Source organism: Methylobacterium sp. UNCCL125 (assembly GCF_900116795.1).
Lineage (GTDB): Bacteria > Pseudomonadota > Alphaproteobacteria > Rhizobiales > Beijerinckiaceae > Methylobacterium > Methylobacterium fujisawaense.
The window spans coordinates 1-16394 of record NZ_FPBW01000020.1 but is presented as its reverse complement, the minus strand read 5'-3'; the positions used below and the strand labels follow the sequence as shown (position 1 = coordinate 16394).

The 16394-nt window shown below is 67.7% G+C and carries 15 protein-coding genes and 1 pseudogene; 11 read left to right on the top strand and 5 right to left on the bottom strand.

Annotation, left to right across the window (positions count from 1 at the left end):
* Nucleotides 1-27: 27 nt before the first annotated feature.
* The 3 genes from BM396_RS20200 to BM396_RS20190 are packed head-to-tail and all read left to right on the top strand — an operon-like array spanning nucleotide 28 to nucleotide 2575.
* Nucleotides 28-630 carry a TadE/TadG family type IV pilus assembly protein gene (locus tag BM396_RS20200; RefSeq protein WP_091955289.1) on the top strand — a complete coding sequence of 201 codons (603 nt, stop codon included), beginning with the start codon at nucleotides 28-30 and terminating at the stop codon, nucleotides 628-630.
* Complete coding sequence (locus BM396_RS20195) at nucleotides 630-1244, top strand: TadE/TadG family type IV pilus assembly protein (protein ID WP_043386279.1); 615 nt, start codon at nucleotides 630-632, stop codon at nucleotides 1242-1244. Before BM396_RS20200 ends, BM396_RS20195 begins: the two co-directional genes overlap by 1 nt.
* A gap of 38 nt (nucleotides 1245-1282) precedes the next feature.
* Nucleotides 1283-2575 carry a TadE/TadG family type IV pilus assembly protein gene (locus BM396_RS20190; RefSeq protein WP_051976201.1) on the top strand — a complete coding sequence of 431 codons (1293 nt, stop codon included), beginning with the start codon at nucleotides 1283-1285 and terminating at the stop codon, nucleotides 2573-2575.
* Between the two features lie 60 nt (nucleotides 2576-2635).
* Here BM396_RS20190 and BM396_RS20185 read toward each other — a convergent pair whose 3' ends face one another.
* Entirely contained in the window at nucleotides 2636-3253 is a 618-nt protein-coding gene (locus tag BM396_RS20185; protein WP_236952833.1) for a helix-turn-helix domain-containing protein, read from the bottom strand.
* A gap of 144 nt (nucleotides 3254-3397) precedes the next feature.
* Between BM396_RS20185 and BM396_RS20180 the strand changes: the two genes are divergently transcribed.
* From BM396_RS20180 to BM396_RS20165, 4 genes are read left to right on the top strand one after another with little or no spacing between them, the layout of a single operon-like run.
* Nucleotides 3398-4171: an ABC transporter substrate-binding protein gene (locus tag BM396_RS20180; RefSeq protein WP_043386249.1), complete on the top strand. Its 774-nt coding sequence runs from the start codon at nucleotides 3398-3400 to the stop codon at nucleotides 4169-4171.
* A gap of 5 nt (nucleotides 4172-4176) precedes the next feature.
* Nucleotides 4177-4830 carry an amino acid ABC transporter permease gene (locus tag BM396_RS20175; RefSeq protein WP_043386285.1) on the top strand — a complete coding sequence of 218 codons (654 nt, stop codon included), beginning with the start codon at nucleotides 4177-4179 and terminating at the stop codon, nucleotides 4828-4830.
* Entirely contained in the window at nucleotides 4827-5558 is a 732-nt protein-coding gene (locus tag BM396_RS20170; RefSeq protein ID WP_043386251.1) for an amino acid ABC transporter ATP-binding protein, read from the top strand. The genes BM396_RS20175 and BM396_RS20170 overlap by 4 nt, the downstream gene beginning before the upstream one ends.
* A gap of 9 nt (nucleotides 5559-5567) precedes the next feature.
* Nucleotides 5568-6857 (top strand): NAD(P)/FAD-dependent oxidoreductase, encoded by a 1290-nt coding sequence (locus BM396_RS20165; protein WP_043386254.1) that lies wholly within the window; start codon nucleotides 5568-5570, stop codon nucleotides 6855-6857.
* A 164-nt stretch (nucleotides 6858-7021) separates the two neighbouring features.
* Here BM396_RS20165 and BM396_RS20160 read toward each other — a convergent pair whose 3' ends face one another.
* Nucleotides 7022-7342: a hypothetical protein gene (locus BM396_RS20160; RefSeq protein ID WP_043386257.1), complete on the bottom strand. Its 321-nt coding sequence runs from the start codon at nucleotides 7340-7342 to the stop codon at nucleotides 7022-7024.
* A 714-nt stretch (nucleotides 7343-8056) separates the two neighbouring features.
* Between BM396_RS20160 and BM396_RS20155 the strand changes: the two genes are divergently transcribed.
* From BM396_RS20155 to BM396_RS20145, 3 genes are all read left to right on the top strand, one after another.
* Nucleotides 8057-10039: an acyl CoA:acetate/3-ketoacid CoA transferase gene (locus BM396_RS20155; RefSeq protein WP_043386260.1), complete on the top strand. Its 1983-nt coding sequence runs from the start codon at nucleotides 8057-8059 to the stop codon at nucleotides 10037-10039.
* A gap of 340 nt (nucleotides 10040-10379) precedes the next feature.
* A complete protein-coding gene (gene mdcB, locus BM396_RS20150; RefSeq protein ID WP_043386288.1) occupies nucleotides 10380-11252 on the top strand; it encodes a triphosphoribosyl-dephospho-CoA synthase MdcB in 873 nt (290 codons plus the stop codon).
* Nucleotides 11253-11358: 106 nt separating this feature from the next.
* Nucleotides 11359-12093 carry a DUF3750 domain-containing protein gene (locus BM396_RS20145; protein ID WP_081948736.1) on the top strand — a complete coding sequence of 245 codons (735 nt, stop codon included), beginning with the start codon at nucleotides 11359-11361 and terminating at the stop codon, nucleotides 12091-12093.
* A 60-nt stretch (nucleotides 12094-12153) separates the two neighbouring features.
* On the opposite strand, the gene mqo is transcribed toward BM396_RS20145, so the two are convergent.
* The 3 genes from mqo to BM396_RS20135 all read right to left on the bottom strand — a co-directional run bounded on the left by mqo (nucleotide 12154) and on the right by BM396_RS20135 (nucleotide 15925).
* Entirely contained in the window at nucleotides 12154-13884 is a 1731-nt protein-coding gene (mqo, locus tag BM396_RS20140; protein WP_051976202.1) for a malate dehydrogenase (quinone), read from the bottom strand.
* A 642-nt stretch (nucleotides 13885-14526) separates the two neighbouring features.
* Nucleotides 14527-14661: a hypothetical protein gene (locus BM396_RS33700; RefSeq protein WP_280142406.1), complete on the bottom strand. Its 135-nt coding sequence runs from the start codon at nucleotides 14659-14661 to the stop codon at nucleotides 14527-14529.
* A gap of 157 nt (nucleotides 14662-14818) precedes the next feature.
* Complete coding sequence (locus BM396_RS20135; RefSeq protein WP_043346664.1) at nucleotides 14819-15925, bottom strand: tlde1 domain-containing protein; 1107 nt, start codon at nucleotides 15923-15925, stop codon at nucleotides 14819-14821.
* A 326-nt stretch (nucleotides 15926-16251) separates the two neighbouring features.
* Between BM396_RS20135 and BM396_RS20130 the strand changes: the two are divergent.
* Nucleotides 16252-16394, top strand: a pseudogene (locus BM396_RS20130) (IS1380 family transposase); the annotation flags it as partial.

Sequence of the window (16394 nt, the reverse complement as noted above, 5' to 3'; positions counted from 1 at the left end):
TGGGTATTGAGCACGGAAATCCGAACGGTGGTTCGCTGGCTTGATGGACGAGCGCAGGCGGCGCGCTTCGTGCGGGCGCGCGGGGGTGCGACTGCCGTGGAGTTCGCCCTCGTGGCCCTTCCGTTCTTCGCGCTGATCGGGGCCTGCCTGGAGAACGGGATCGTCTTCTGGGAGCAGGAGATCCTCCAGCAGGCAGTGTCCGATGCCGGCCGGCAGATCTATACGGGCTCCTTTCAGACCGCGAACACCGGCACCACCGATCCTGCGACCCTGATGAGCCGGTTCCGGACGGCGATCTGCACGCAGTCGAACGGCACCCCGCGGGTGACGATCTTCAACTGCGCCAATGTCCGGGTCAGCGTCACGCAGGCCAGCAGCTACGCGGCCGCCAACCCGGTCTCGCCCGTGGCGACCAATGCCAGCGGCGCCAGCGACTGGAACGCGAGCTTCCCCAGCTATTCCTGCGCGGGCGCCTCCGCGATCGTGATCGTGCAGGCGGCCGTGGACGTCCCGATCTTCTTCCCGCTGCTCGGTGCGGCGACGCCGAGCCTGCCCAACAGGCGTCGGGTGATTCAGGCGGCGACGGTCTTCAAGGTCGAACCGTACACAACCCAGTCCGTGTGCTCCTGATGCGCCGGATTCTGGAACGTCTCGCGCGCTACCGATGCGACGAGCGCGGGATCGCCGCGGTCGAGTTCGCGTTCGTGTTGCCCCTCCTCATCATCCTGTATTTTGCCACCGCGGAACTCACGCGCCTGGTCGACGCGAACCGCAAGCTGACGCTGTTCGCGCGCACGCTGAGTGATCTGTCGGGACGCGCGGACAATCCGAGTCCGACGGTCGAAGCCATGGCGACGATCGCGGGCGCCGCGACCGCGATCCTGCGTCCCCTCGATGCCTCGAATCTGCAGATCGTCGTCAACGCCATGGGTGTCGAGTCGGTCTCAGGCACGCTCTATGGCGGGGTCTGCTCCAGCTGGGCCCAGAACGCGACCAAGCGGCCGGCGCAGCAGCGCAACGGGACCAACGGGTTGCCCCAGACGCCGGCCGTCTATCAGTTCGACGGCGCCCGCTACATCCTCGGTGAAGTGACGATGACCTATACGCCGATCATCGGCAGCGCCCTCTACCGCTGGATCTTCGGCAACCGCGGCCTGACCTTCACGCGGCAGATCCCGTGGTCGGAGCGCACCGCGAGCGAGATCATCATGCCGGGCGGCGTGGCTTGCCCGATCTTCAACTAGCGCGACGGGGGCCCAACGTGTCCGCTGTTCCAGCCGGAATGAGCCGCCTCCTCACGCGCTGCGTCCGCACGTGTGCGCGCTCGCGATCCGGCCAGGTCGCGATCACTTTCGCCCTCGTGATGCTGCCGGTGCTGTTCGCCACGGGGGCGGCGGTGGATTACGGTCGACGCAACGCCGCCAAGGCACAGCTCGACGCGGCCCTCGACGGCGCCGTCCTGGCGGTGATCTCGCAGAAGACGAATTCGATCTCATCGACCAGCCTGCTGAACATGGAGACGCAGTTCCGAGCGGAGGCCGCCAAGGTTCCGGGCGTCACCGTGACCTCCTTCAACCCGGGAACACCCGTCAGCAACTCGGCCACACTCAGCTTGGCAGCGAGCTATACGGCCACGGTGAAGACGACGATCTCATCGCTGATGCAGGTGCCGGTCATGAACATCAACGGGAGCTCGTCCAGCACCCGCAACATGTTCCAATATATCAACTTCTACCTTCTGCTCGACAATTCGCCGTCGATGGGGCTGGCGGCGACCGACACCGATGTCGCCAACATGAAGATCGCGACAGGCGGCTGTGCCTTCGCGTGTCATCAGCACACCTACGACAATAAAGGTCGTATCACAGGGGATAGCCAGACCGACTTTTATCACGTGGCGCTGAAGAACAACATCAAGCTGCGCATTCAGGTCCTGCGTGACGCCGTGTCGGCCTTGGTCGATCAGGCGAACGCAAGCATGTCGCTGTCGCAGCAGTATCAAATGGAAATGTGGACGTTCAACGATTCCACGACGCAGACCCGGCTCCAGGCGATGACGCCGACCCTGAGCCAGATCAAGGCTGCGGCGCCGAACATCGATATCGCGTACGCGTATTACAACCAGTCGGACAACCAGACGGATTTCGAGCGCGCCATCGCGGTCATGAATACCACGATCCCGGCGAGCGGGACCGGCATCACGGCGTCCTCTCCGATCCGCTTTCTGTTCCTGGTCACCGACGGGGTCGAGGATACCGGTGGCAGCGTCACGAACCAGAGCGCCGGCTTTCAAATCCAGAGCGACCGCTTCATCGGCCCATTCAGCCCATCGACATGCAACGCGCTGAAGAGCAAGAACGTGCGGATCGGCATCATCTATACGCAATACCTGCCGATCTACGACAACGACTTCTACAATCGGTACGTCAGACCCTATGAGGGCCAGATCGGGCCGGCGCTGCGGTCCTGCGCGTCGGACGGGCTGTACTTCCCCGTTGCGTCCGGGGGTGACATCACCGCCGCCATGCTCAAGCTGTTCTCCACCGCGGTGGCATCCGTCCGGATCAGCAACTGAACGGGTTCCGGTCACTCCGGGGGCCGGCATGGCCCTGCCTGTCGGCGGCCCTGCGTTCCGCTAAGGCGATCCGGCCGGCGTCGGTCCGAGGACATTGACCCAAAGCACGATGGTTTGGCCATGCGGGTCGGGATTGCTGAACCGGTGTGGTCGCCGGCTCTCGAAGCGGAAGCTGTCGCCTTCCGCGAGTTGAAGGGTCCGCGCCTCGACGACCAGGGTCAGGCGCCCCTCCAGAACGAGGCCGGCCTCCTCGCCCTCGTGGCTGAACGGCTCGTCGCCGGTGCTCGCCCCCGGCCTCAGCACCATGTGGAAGAGGCTCATCCCGTGCGTGCCGCCGGGCGGGGTCAGCAACTGCTTGGTGATGCCGGCCCGCCAGAGCTGAAGTTCCGGCCGGTCCTTCCGGAACACCACGATCGGGTCCGGATCGGGCTCGTGCGGGCTGGGCTCGAAGAGGCCGCCTATACCGATCTGCAGCGTGTCCGCGAGGAGCGCCAGGACCCGGAGCGAGGGCGACGACAGACCCCGTTCGACCTGACTGATGAACCCGATCGAGAGACCGGTGCTGGATGCGATCGCCTCGAGGGAAAGCCCCCTGGCGCGCCGGAGGCCGCGCAGGCGCTGACCCACGGCCCGGTCGACCGGTTCCGGACCCGTTGCGTCGCCTTGGGGAATGCTCACCGTCGCACCAACCTGCCTCTCGCGTGTCTCTTCATGCACGTGAAAGTCCCTTGCGTCGATATTGGAAACGTGCGGTATTCTTCACGAGAATGAAATCGGGTGGCGGCTCTCGTCGCGCAATCCGGTCATGATGGGAGCGGCAGGATGAGAAGACGGTTGGCCGGGCTGTGTCTGTCGTCGACGCTGCTCCTGGGAATCCTGGGGAGCGCGGTCGGCGCCCAATCCCTGAAGGTCGGTGCGACGCCGACAGGCCTGCCGTTCACCTTCCTGGACACCAAGACGAACACCATCCAGGGCGTGATGGTCGACCTCGTCAACGCGGTCGGCAAAGAGGCGGGCTTCACCGTGGCGGTCGAGCCGCTGCAATTCTCGACGCTGATCCCGGCGCTCACCGCCTCGAAGATCGACATCATCTCGGCGGCGATGTTCATCACGCCGCAGCGCAAGGAAGTCGTGGCGTTCTCGGCGCCGGTCTACAGCTACGGTGAGGGGCTGATCGTCCCGAAGGCCGACACGAAGGATTACATGTCCTTCGCTGACCTGAAGGGCGAGACCGTGGGCGCCCAGGTCGGCACCGCCTTCGTCGAGCCGCTGAAGAAATCCGGCCTGTTCGGCGAGGTGAAGATCTACGATACGATCCCCGACATCATTCGGGACGTGAACTCCGGACGGCTGAAGGCCGGCTTCGCCGATGCGCCGATCCTGGCCTACTACGTGAAGCAGGGAGCGTTCCCCGGCGTCCGCCTGGTCGAGACCTTCAAGCCGACCGTGGTGGCCTCGGTGGGCCTCAGCGTCCGCAAGACCGACGCGGACTTGCTGGCCAAGATCGACAAGGCGCTCGCCAAGCTGAAGGCCGACGGGACGCTCCAGGCGATTCTCACCAAATGGGGCCTGCCGCCATCGGCCGACCGGTCCTGAGCTCCATGCGCGAGTTCCTCGCCGATGCTCAGGAATACCTGCCGATCCTGCTGCAGGGCGTGCAACTGACGGTCCTGATCACCCTCGCCTCCCTGGTGGTCTCGACGCTCCTCGGCTTGGTCTGGGCGGTGATGCGCGTCTCCGGCATCGCCGTGCTGGCGGGCTTCAGCGCGGTGATGATCAACATCCTGCGCGGCATCCCGATCATCGTGCAGCTGTTCTACATCTACTTCGTCATGCCCGATTTCGGCCTGTCGCTGACCGCGGTGCAGGCGGCGATCATCGGGCTCGGCATCGCCTATTCGGCCTACCAGGCGGAGAATTTCCGCGCCGGCATCGAGGCGGTGGATCGCGGCCAGGTCGAGGCGGCGCTGTCGGTCGGCATGGGCTGGGGCATGACGATGCGGCGGGTGATCCTGCCGCAGGCCATCCGGATCGCACTGCCGCCCTACGGCAACATCATGATCATGATGCTCAAGGATTCGTCCCAGGCCTCCACCATCACGGTGGCGGAACTGGCACTCCAGGGGAAGCTGATCGCGTCGTCGACCTTCAAGAATACCAGCGTCTACACGATGGTGGCGCTGATGTACCTCGCGCTCAGCCTGCCGCTCATCCTGCTGGTCCGGCATCTCGAGGCCAAGGGGCGGCATCGATGATCGTGCTGAAGGACGTGCGGAAGCACTACGGCACCCTGGAGGTGATCAAGGGCGTCTCGGCCGAAGTCACCAAGGGCGAGGTGGTGTGCATCATCGGACCCTCGGGGTCCGGCAAGTCGACCCTGTTGCGCTGCATCAACGGCCTGGAAGCCTATGACGGCGGCGAGATCCGCGTCGACGGTCAGCGGGTCGACCGGGACAAGCGCAGCATCAAGGCGATCCGGACCCGGGTCTCCATGGTCTTCCAGAGATTCAACCTGTTCGCCAACCGGACCGCCCTCGAGAACGTCGTCGAGGGGCCGATCCACGTCAAGGGCGAACCCCGTGCGGAGGCCGAGGAGCGCGCCCGGGCGCTCCTCGCGCGGGTCGGTCTCTCCGGCAAGGAGCACGCCCGGCCGGACGAACTCTCCGGCGGCCAGCAGCAGCGCGTCGCCATCGCCCGGGCGCTCGCCATGCGCCCGGAGGCGATCCTGTTCGACGAGCCGACTTCGGCCCTCGATCCCGAACTCGTCGGCGACGTGCTGCGGGTGATGCGCGGGCTCGCCGACGAGGGCATGACGATGATCGTCGTGACCCACGAGATCGGCTTCGCCCGGGAGGTCGCCGACCGGGTGCTGTTCCTCGATGGCGGCCGGCTCGTCGAGCAGGGACCCGCCGCCGAGATCCTGAACCGTCCGCAGAACCCGCGCACGCAGGATTTCCTGCAGCGTGTGCTGCACCCGCTTTAGGACAAGGCCGTGGCCGAACCGTTCCCCCTCGCCCCCTCGCTCTGGGCCACTACGGCGGCGCCCGCGCCGGACACACCGCCGCTCGCCGAATCCGGCACGGCCGACGTGGTGATCGTCGGCGGCGGATTCTGCGGCCTGTCCACCGCCCTGCACTTGGCCGAGCGCGGCATCCGCCCGGTGGTTCTGGAAGCGCGGGAGGTCGGCTATGGCGGGTCCGGTCGCAACGGCGGCCAGGTGATCCCGGGCCTGAAATACGATCCCGCGGATCTCGTCGCCCGGTTCGGGCGAGAGCGCGGCGAGCGGCTCGCACGCTTCGCCGGCGGAACCGCCGACGTGGTGTTCGACCTGATTGCCCGGCACGGGATGGACGTGCCGCACCGGCGTGCCGGCTGGATTCAGGGTGCCCATACCGAGACGGGGCTCGCCGAAGTCGAGCGACGGGCGGCGCAATGGGCCGATCTCGGCGCGCCGACCCGCGTCCTCGACAAGGCCGAGGCCGAACGGCTCCTCGGGACCGGTCGCTATCGCGGCGGCTGGCTCGACGGACGCGGTGGCGCGATCCAGCCCTTGAGTTATGCCCGCGGCCTCGCCCGGGCGGCCCTGAAGGCCGGAGCGTCGATCCACGGCGCATCGCCGGTGACCTCTCTCGAACGGACGGGGTCGGGCTGGACGGTCAAGACGGCCCAGGGGGCCCGGCTGAATACCGAACGGGTCGTTCTGTGCACCAACGGCTACACGGGCGGCCTCTGGCCGGACCTCGCGCGGACCGTGATCGCGGCGAACTCCTTCCAGGTCGCCACGGTGCCGCTCTCCGACAACCTGCGGCGCTCGATCTTGCCCGAAGGCCATGTCTCGTCGGACACGCGCAAGCTCCTGCTCTACTTCCGGCTGGACCATACCGGTCGCCTGCTGATGGGCGGCCGCGGTCCGTTCCGGGAGCCGCGGAGTCCTGCCGACTGGGCCCATCTCGAACGGATCGTCGGCAAGCTGTTCCCGCAGCTCGACGGGACCGCCTTCGACCACCGCTGGTGCGGCCGCGTCGCGATCACCCGGGACTACCTGCCCCATCTCCACGAGCCGGCACCCGGCCTCCTCATCGATATCGGCTGCCAGGGCCGGGGCGTCGGCCTCCAGTCGGCGATGGGGCGTGCGATGGCCGCCTACATCGCCACCGGCGATGCCGACAACCTGCCGCTCCCGCTCACTCCGATCGCGCCGCTGCCGCTTCACGCCCTCCACAGACTGTACGTGTCGGCGATCATCGCCTGGTATCGCCTGAGCGATGGCGGCATCCGCTGAGGCGGCAAGGCCCGGCGTCTCGACGATCCAGCGAGACCCCCGCGGGCGGAGGTGCCAGGATCCCGACCGACAGGTCGGGAAGCGGACGCTATCGGCTTCTCGGGGCAATCGCGACCCGGCCATCGAGCCGCATCGGAACAGGCCTGCCGCGCCGGTGGAGCGGCTTACTGAAACCGCCGCATCTCCGGTGAAAGGGAGCGTCCGGCCTCGAGCAGGGCCCGAACCTTGCGGGTTGCATGCAGCAGGATATCCGGTCGGGCATCCTCGTAGGACGTCTCGTCGACGAAACTCTGCAGCGCCTCCGTGATCCGATCCTCGATCTCGTCCATCAGGGCGAGGCCTTCTGGACCTTCCCTCCGGAGATGTGCGTCCGCGAGGGTCAGATAGGCCGCGCTCGCCAGCAGGAAGGCGATCCCGTTCGCCTCCCGGGCCGCGTCTGAACTCGCGTCGCCGCCGTCCGTACCGTCTGCGACGTCGTCGTCCATCGGCCTATGCACTCCTCATCCGTCAGGCCCGCTGTGCCGCCTGCGCGGCGCCGCGCAAAGTAGGGAAAAAGGGGTCGGTCCCGTCACCATTCGGGCAACGTCGGCGGTGGGTGTGGCCTGCGCGCTTGCGCCCGTGGCTCAGCCGCTGGGATCGGTCCGATCCTGCGCGGCCCGCCGTTCGCGCATCCTGCAGAGCGCCCGCCGCCAGGCGGCCACGACGGCCTCGCGTGCTCCGGCCTCTGCGCCCCTGGTCGGATCGGCCGGCCGGCCCCTGCCCTCGCGCTGGCTGTTTCGGTCTCTCGGATCTCGATTCATGATCGCCTCCCTGCGTGACAGAGAGAGACGCCGAATCCAGGGACTCCGCGGTGAGGCCGCGCACGCGAACCGCGGAAACCGCGTGCGGGGGAGCACATGCGGTCACGCTCGAGCCGATCCTCGTCTGCGGCGCTGACACCGCGCAATTTTTCTGATCGTGGACCGAAGAGTTTTTCAGCAGCGCCGGTCTGCATTTTAGGAGTACTGTCACGCGGCCGGCATGGGCCCTCGTGCAATGCCGCAAATATTGATGCGGTGCAATAACGATCGTATTCAAAACTCAGCTGACTCCCGGGGCCGATATGTCCCGGAACCACGGGGGCGGCGTATGGCAGAATCGGAGGGGACGGGCATCACGGCCGGCCGCACCTCCGAAGGCCGGGGAGGATCACGGGCTCCATGAGGAAGAACAAGGTCATCTCGGCGGAAGAGGCGATCGCGCTGATCCGCGAGAACGACGTCGTGACGACAACGGGGTTCGTCCAGAGCTGCATCCCGGAGGCCCTGCACGCCGCCCTCGAGAAGCGGTTCGTCGACACCGGATCGCCCCGTGGGCTCACCCTGATCATGACGGCGGGCGCCGGTGACAGCAAAGGGCTCGGCACGGGCCGCCTGCACCATGACGGCCTCCTCTCGCGGGTCATCGCCGCCAATTTCGGCCGCATGCCGAAGGTCGCGAAGGCCGCGCAGGACAACCTGATCCGCGGCTACAACCTGCCTCAGGGCGTCATCTCACAGCTGTACCGGGCCTGCGCCGCAGGCCAGCCGGGCCTGTTCTCGAAGGTCGGCCTGAAGACCTACGTCGATCCGCGTCATGGCGGCGCCAAGGTCAACGAGCTGACCACCGAGGATATCGTCAAGCTCGTCGAGGTCGATGGTGAGGAGTGGCTGTTCTACACGGCGACCAAGATCGACGTGGCGTTCATCCGCGCGACATCGGCCGACCCGTCCGGCAACCTCTCCTACGAGAAGGAGGCGCTGACCCTGGACTGCCTCGCGCAGGCCATGGCGGCCCGCAACAACGGCGGCATCGTCATCGCCCAGGTCGAGCGCATCGTCGACGACGGATATCTTCTGCCGAAGGACGTGCGCGTCCCCGGTATCCTCGTCGACTGCGTGGTGGTCGCCGAGCCCGAGATGCACCGCATGAATTACGGCGTCATGCACGACGCCGCGCTCGCGGGCGAGATCCGCGTTCCGGTGACGGGCATCAAGCGGATGCCGCTCAACGAGCGCAAGATCATCGCCCGGCGCGCCGCCTTCGAGCTGCCGCCGAACGGCGTCGTCAATCTCGGCGTCGGTGCGCCGGAGGGCATCTCGTCGGTCGCCAACGAGGAGAAGATCACGCCCTACATCACTCTTACCACCGAGGCGGGCGCGGTCGGCGGGGTGCTGGCCTCCGGTTCGAGCTTCGGTGCGGCGACCAATGCCGACTGCATCATCGACCAGAATCAGATGTTCGACTTCTACGACGGCGGCGGGCTCGACATGACCTGCCTGGGCATGGCCGAGTGCGATGCCGCCGGCAACGTCAACACGTCCAAGTTCGGCGGCAAGCTGAATGGCTGCGGCGGCTTCATCAACATCTCGCAGAACGCCCGCACCGTGGTCTTTGCCGGCACGTTCACGGCCGGCGGCCTCGAGATCGCGGTGAACGACGGTCAGGTGCGCATCGTCAGCGAGGGCAAGGCGCGCAAATTCGTCACGCAGGTGCAGCAGAACACCTTCTCGGGTCCCTACGCGGTGGAGCGGTCGCAACCGGTCCTCTACGTGACCGAGCGCTGCGTGTTCCAGTTGACATCGGACGGTCTTGAACTGATCGAAGTCGCACCCGGCATCGATATCGAGCGGGACATCATCGCCCACATGGATTTCGCCCCCGTGGTGCGCAATCCTGTGCCGATGGATCCGCGCATCTTCCGCGATGAGCCGATGGAGCTGATCTCGGATCTGCTCAACCTCGATCTCAAGTCGCGTGTCAGCTACGATGGCGAGCGCAACATCCTCTTCATCAACCTGGAAGGCTGGTACTGCCGGGTGAAGGGCGACATGGACGAGCTGCGCATGACCATCGTCGAGGCCTGCCGCAAGGCCGGCCAGCGGGTCAACGCCGTGATCAACCACGACGGCTTCCGGCTCAACGAGAACCTTGTCGATGATTACGCCGGCATGGTCCAGTATCTGCAGGCGAACTACTACGCCACCACGACCCGGTACGCGACGAGTGCGTTCCTGCGCCTGAAGATGGAGGAGGCCCTGAACAACCGCGGGGTCGCACCACACGTCTTCGAGCGCAAGGAGGAGGCGCAGGCCTTCGTCAGCAGCACCGAGGACAAGAAGGCCCGGAAGCGGATCTCTCCGGCGGTCGCCTCGGCGGCCTGAGGAGAGTGCCGGCTGCAGGCGGCCGGCAGTTCGGGGGATTTGCCGCGCCGTCCCGGACGGGTCGGCGTGGTGGACCGTCCGGGGCCGGCATTCAGCGCGTCGTCGGTGGCTCTCGTGGGAGGGCCAAGCCCCGGCTCCCCGCGGTTATCGACAGATCACGCGTTCGCCGAGCCCGACCCGCCATCCGCGGCGATAGTGTTTCCGGAGGATCTCCAGGCCGGATACGCCCAAGCAGACTGGGGCTGATTCCGACGCATGCACGCGCCGTTTCTTCCCGTATAGGTTGGGCCGGCCCAGTTCCGTCCGGCCATGTCGGCGCACGCCTCGGGGAGGTCCGCTCCTGCACGCTCATCAGAACCTCGCCGTCGCGACGGCCGATGCCGGACGCGCCCAGCCCCCCTGGGCCGAGCGCGTCGCCGACCTCGCCCATGCGGCTCTGATCGAGGAACTGGAGACCTGGCCGAAGCCCGGCCTCGTCAGCCTGGTGGATTCCGGCAGCCACGACGACATGGATGCCGACACCCTCCACCGGAGCGCCGTGGCGATCCGGCCGTTCTTCGCCGATCTGGTCTCGGCGGGCAGCCGAGGGGCGGAGATGGCGGAACTCCGCGGGATCGGGCTGCGGGCCGAGGCCGCGATGATGCGGGCCACCGGCGGCGTCAACGCGCATCGCGGCGCCATCTTCTCCCTCGGTCTGATCTGCGCGGCGGCCGGCACGCCGGACACGGGGCGCGGCTCCGCCGAGGCGCGGGCCGAACGCGTCGGGCATCTGTGGGGAGCGGCGATCGCCGGGGCCCCTGTCTCGCCGGTGAGCCATGGCGGACGGGCGGTGCGCCGCTTCGGAGTCGGCGGTGCCAGCGCCGAGGCGGCGGCCGGCTTCCCGACGATCCGTACGGTCGGCCTGCCGGCGCTGCGCGCCGGGCGCGTTTGCCGGCCGGGCGAGCCTGAGGCGGCGCGCGTGCACTGCTTCTTCGCGCTGCTGGCGGTGGTCGACGATACCAATCTGCTCCATCGCGGGGGACCCGACGGCCTCGGATGGGCGCAGGCGGCGGCGGCGGACTTTCTCGCGGACGGCGGAATCGCGGCGCCGGGCTGGCGGGACCGGGCGGCTGCGATCCACCGCGCCTTCGTGGCGACGCGCCTCAGCCCGGGTGGCTGCGCGGATCTCCTCGCCGCGACGCTTCTGCTCGACGCGCTCGCCGCCGCTGGTTGAGAGCGACGGTGCGAACCGATCCGCGCGGCCGCGTTCCACTGGCGGCATACGTCGGGGCACGCGCAGCCTTCATCCGGCCGGCCCATCATCGGGAGCCCCCTCGTTCGTGACCTGCTTCAGGATCGTCCTCCTCGCGCTCGCCGTGCTCTTCGTCCTGCCCGTGGCGGCATCGGCCGTGCTCTACGCGACCCGGGCGAGTGGCGACTGGCGTCTCGCGGATCGGTCCAGCGTCGGTCTGCTGCCACGCGCGGATGCGCATCCCGGCGCCGTGCTGCGCATCTTCTCGGCGCGGACCGTGAGCTGGCGCGGCATCGTGGCCACGCATAGCTGGATCGTCATCAAGGACCGCGACGCCCCCGCCTTCAGCCGGTTCGACTACACGGCCTGGGGCCAGCCGATCTGGGTCGACCGGTTCGTGCCGGACGGGCGCTGGTTTGGAAATCCGCCGTCGGTCGTGTTCGCGGCGGACGGGCCGGAGGCGGAGGCGATGCTCCCGCGGATCCGCAGGGCTGTGGCCGAGTACCGCTACAGCCGGCCCGGCGACTATGTCGTCTGGCCCGGGCCCAACTCGAACACCTTCGTGGCCGCCGTGATGGCGGCGGTGCCGGAGATCCGCGCCAGCCTGCCGACGACGGCGATCGGCAAGGATTTCCCCTACGACGGGCGCTGGGCCGGCCTGACGCCCTCCCGGACCGGAATCTGCGTCAATCTCGGCGGCTATGCCGGAGTGACCCTCGGCTGGGTCGAGGGATTCGAGCTGAACCTGCTCGGAGGCGTCGCGGGGATCGACCTGCGGCGACCCGGGATCAAGCTGCCGGCGGTGGGCCGGCTCGGCCTCTGAGCGGCGGATCCGGCCACCACCCTGGCAGGCGTGCGCGCAGTCGCGCACGCCGAACCGGTCCTACGGCGCGAGGTCGTGGACCGGCTCCTTCACCGGCGTGGCACTGCTGTTGAGCACGGTGCTTCCGGTCGGGACCGGTTTCAGCACGGCCCGGTCGATCTGCGGCGGCGTCGGCAGCTGGAGCTGTGCGCTGGTCTCGGCCCATTCCTGGGCGACGCGCTCGGGATCGTCGTTGAGCCTCGTGCCGTAGCTGGGGACAATCGCCCGGATCTTGGCCTGCCATTCCGGCGTGGCGACCTTCTGGGCGAACACCTTCTCCAGCACCTGCAGCATGATCGGCGCCGCCGTCGAGGCCCCGGGCGAGGCCCCGAGCAGGGCCGCGATGCTGCCGTCCTTGGCGTTGACGATCTCCGTTCCGAGCTTCAGGACGCCGCCCTTGTTCGCGTCGCGCTTGATGATCTGGACGCGCTGGCCCGCCTGCCAGAGACGCCACTCCGCCTTTTTGGCGTTCGGGAAGTACGCGCGGAGCGCCGCGATCCGGTCGTCGTCCGACAGCATGAGCTGTCCGGCGAGGTACTCGACCAGCGGGAATTCGTCGACGCCGACCTTCATCATCGGCCAGAGATTGCTGGTGGTGGTGGAGCTGAGGAGATCGAAATAGGAGCCTTCCTTCAGGAACTTGGTCGAGAAGGTCGCGAAGGGCCCGAACAGGATCACGCGCTTGCCGCCGAGCATGCGGGTGTCGAGATGGGGCACCGACATGGGCGGCGAGCCCACGGACGCCTTGCCGTAAGCCTTGGCGAGGTGGAGCATGGCGACGTCGGGATTGTCGTTGATCAGGAACGAGCCGCCCACGGGGAAGCCGGCGTAATCGTCACCCTCCGGAATGCCGGATTTCTGCAGGAGGTGCAGGGCGCCGCCGCCTGCGCCGATGAAGACGAACTTAGCGTCGACCGTCCGGCGCGTGCCGTCCTTGAGGTTCTTCGCGGTCACACGCCACGAGCCGTCGGCATTCTTCGCGATGGTCTCGACTTCGGTCGACAGCCGGAGCTTGAAGCTCGGCTGCTTCTGCAGATGGGCGACGTATTGACGGGTCACCTCACCCCACTCGCAGTCGGTGCCCAGCGGCGACCACGTCGCGGCGACCCTCTGCTTCGGGTCGCGCCCCTCCATCATCAGGGGCACCCATTTGCGGAGCTGCTCCGGATCCTCCGAATACGCCATGCCGGCGAAGAGCGGGCTCGCCTTGAGAGCCTCCCAGCGCTTTTTCAGATACGCGATGTTGTCGTCGCCCCAGACGAAGCTCATGTGCGGCGTATAGTTGATGAAGGTGTGCGGATCCTTCATCACGCCGGTCCTGACCTGATGCGCCAGGAACTGACGGGTGACCTGGAAAGCTTCGTTGATCTCGACCGCCTTGGCGATCTCGATCTGTCCCGTCTTGTTCTCGGGCGTATAGTTCAGCTCCGCCAGGGCCGAGTGTCCGGTGCCGGCATTGTTCCAGCCGTTGGAGCTCTCCAGGGCGACCTGATCGAGCCGCTCGACCATCTGGATCGACCAATCCGGCTCCAGTGCATTCAACCAGATGCCGAGGGTCGCGCTCATGATCCCGCCGCCGATCAGCAGCACGTCGACCGTGCCGTCGGCACCGTCGGCTAGGACCGGCGAGCCCGGCAGCGCGGCCACGGCTAGGCCCGTCGCGGCCGTTCCAAGGATCTGACGCCGGCTGAGAGGCAGCGCGGCCGAGGCACGGCGGTTACGCAGGTCGTGAGTATCGTCGTCGCCACGCATGGGCAGATCCCGCTTTTTGCGTACCGGACAGGCCCGATCGGCCGATCCGCGTACGGAAGACACTCGATACGACGAGCGAGAGCCCCGCTCGTCAGGCCTTCCGGATCGTTTCCCCGTTGCCGTGGCGGCGTGCCGGCGGTCTCGATCGACCCGACACGACGGTCCGGCGCGTGTCCGCAGCGGTGCGAAATTCCGGTGCCCGCGCAGATCGCGAGGCGACGGAACGTACCGATGCGACGCGCGTGTCTCCTGCCACTCGGACGCTCGATCCGGCCGGAGCCGTAATCTTCGGTCCAAGACCTCGAACGCGCACAAACGCGATCGCCGAGGGGGAGGAAAGACGCTGGCTGGCTTAGCTCAGCAGATTGATGTCGGCCTCTTAGAGGACGAGACTCGAAAGGACAATCGCTGCAGGGGTTGCATTCACCGTCTGCCTGTCAGGCCCGGATGCAAGCATCGAAGGTTGACGACCAACCGCGGTATGACAGGCCAGCACGATCGGGCGCCGCCGATAGACTGTCCGGGATCGTGCGTCCGGATCCGCGATCGACGTTATCGGATGGACTGGCAACGGCTGATGCTGCGCGACGGTCGGCCGTCGGTTCAGTGCGGCATGACGCGCCCTGGCGTCGTCAAGTCGGTTCAGTCGCCGTCCATCCGGGTGGCGCGTCGCAGCTCGGTGGCGAGCCTTTCGGGCGCCTTGGCGGTCTGGACGCCGGTGACCCACCGGTCTCTCCCGATCCGGTGGCAGACGGTACCGGCGACGAGGGTCTCCATGTGCGCGGTCCGAACGGGCCGGAGGATTCCAGCTTGCGGACGCTGCCCATCGCATCGATGAGCGGGCCGGCCTCTCGGTCCGTGACCTCGGACGGCACGACCGGCCGGTTCAAGGCGCGATGCGCGGCGCGCCGCCGGCTCAGGTCGCGGGGCGGGCTCAACCGCCGTTGCGGGCCATCCGGGTCGTGACCGTACCGGCGGCGAGGCTCGGGAGCGGATCCTGCGTGCCGCTGACCACGACGAGGCGCTGCACCTCGCCGCGCAGGAAGGCCTGAAGGAACCGCTCGTAGTCGCGGAACGACACGCAGCCGTTCGAATCACCTCGCGGCCCCAGCATGTAAGTGTGCGCCAGAAGGCCGACACGGCCATAGACCGCCTCGTTGCCGCCCACCGGCGTGAGCCGGATAGCCCGAACCCCGTGGAACGGCCGCTCGCGCTCGGTGAGATCGTAGGTTCCAGGCGGCGTCGGCCCGCGCATCCGCACATTGACGAGGCGGGGATCGTCCAGCCCCTCCCCGAGACCCGAATGGGCCTCAAGACGCTCGCCGTTCGGCAGCGTCACGGTCTTGGCGGCGATGTTGTAGACGGCCACTCCGCCCGTCGGGCTCGGCGCCGGGGACAGCGCCAGCGGCGGCGAGATGCGCCGTTGTGGCGCCACGTCCGCAGGCTTGCTCTCCAGAGCGGCGTAGGCGAGAGCCGGTCCGCGCTCGATGCCGAAGAGCTTCTCGAGGAAGGACCGCTCGTCGGTCTGGGGAGCGGGCTGCGCCACAGGCGGGACGTCGCGGCGCGCCATGCGCCGGTCGGACCGACGCGCGAAGCCGGTTCCGGCCGGCGCACGGAATTCGGGCGGCCGCGGAATCGGAAGCGGGACGACCATCGCGGCCTGCGGCGGCTCCGCGGCTTTCGGTTCGGTCTCGGCGCCGGGCTCCGGCACGGGTTCTGGTGTCAAAGCGGGCGGCGCGATCTGGGTCCAAGCCCAGCGCGACAGCTTTCCGCCGGCGGCTTCCCGCCACGGATCAGGCGATCCCACCGTTTCCGATTCGACGACGGTGGCCGCCGCCGTCTCAGCGGCATCCGATCTTTCGGTCGACGCCTCCGTTCGGGCGATCTCGATCTCGGCGGCCGGATCCGGGGCGCGGTGCAGGACGCTGCCTCCGAGGGCAGCGAGGGCTACCACGCCGGTGAGCACCGAAAGGGGCGCCAGCCAGGCGCCGCGCGCAGTCTGGGATTTGAGGCCGTCCAGCGGCACGGATTCGACAGCCATGCGGTTGCCCATGCTCCTCGTCGCGAGACGGGGCAGACCGGCGGCAGCCTTCCACCACAGGGTGAGGAATCGCCGCGGGCGGACCGGCCCCGCTCAAAGCGAAACAGCGGGGTCGGGCCGGCTTTTCTGCGGCGATGCGATGGTCGATCTTGGATCGATCGAGACCATTTTCAGGCGCACCGCCACCAGTGTTCGTGTCTCTAACCCGTCTTATTCACGAGGGCAGTGGATCTGTGGTGGCGAGCGTAGCGTAAAGCATTGATGTGGCTTAGGGATTGGGTGCTGACGCCAAGTCCTCAGACCAGATCGAGCCCGCCACGCCCGCCATGTCCGATCCTACGTGTCTCCCGTTCGCGTTTCCATCCGTTCGGGGCAAGAAGCTCACAGCCGCCTTCGATGGCGGACGCCTGACCTCGGACGGGGGCGTCCTGTTGCTCGCTCAGGCTGCCCGGCGGATGCAGATCGGTGA

Coding starts and splice junctions, on each gene's coding strand:
- BM396_RS20195 (WP_043386279.1), top strand. CDS start 630: ATGCGCCGGATTCTGGAACGTCTCGCGCGCTACCGATGCGACGAGCGC.
- BM396_RS20190 (WP_051976201.1), top strand. CDS start 1,283: ATGAGCCGCCTCCTCACGCGCTGCGTCCGCACGTGTGCGCGCTCGCGA.
- BM396_RS20180 (WP_043386249.1), top strand. CDS start 3,398: ATGAGAAGACGGTTGGCCGGGCTGTGTCTGTCGTCGACGCTGCTCCTG.
- BM396_RS20175 (WP_043386285.1), top strand. CDS start 4,177: ATGCGCGAGTTCCTCGCCGATGCTCAGGAATACCTGCCGATCCTGCTG.
- BM396_RS20170 (WP_043386251.1), top strand. CDS start 4,827: ATGATCGTGCTGAAGGACGTGCGGAAGCACTACGGCACCCTGGAGGTG.
- BM396_RS20160 (WP_043386257.1), bottom strand. CDS start 7,342: ATGGACGACGACGTCGCAGACGGTACGGACGGCGGCGACGCGAGTTCA.
- BM396_RS20155 (WP_043386260.1), top strand. CDS start 8,057: ATGAGGAAGAACAAGGTCATCTCGGCGGAAGAGGCGATCGCGCTGATC.
- mqo (WP_051976202.1), bottom strand. CDS start 13,884: ATGCGTGGCGACGACGATACTCACGACCTGCGTAACCGCCGTGCCTCG.
- BM396_RS33700 (WP_280142406.1), bottom strand. CDS start 14,661: ATGGAGACCCTCGTCGCCGGTACCGTCTGCCACCGGATCGGGAGAGAC.
- BM396_RS20135 (WP_043346664.1), bottom strand. CDS start 15,925: ATGGCTGTCGAATCCGTGCCGCTGGACGGCCTCAAATCCCAGACTGCG.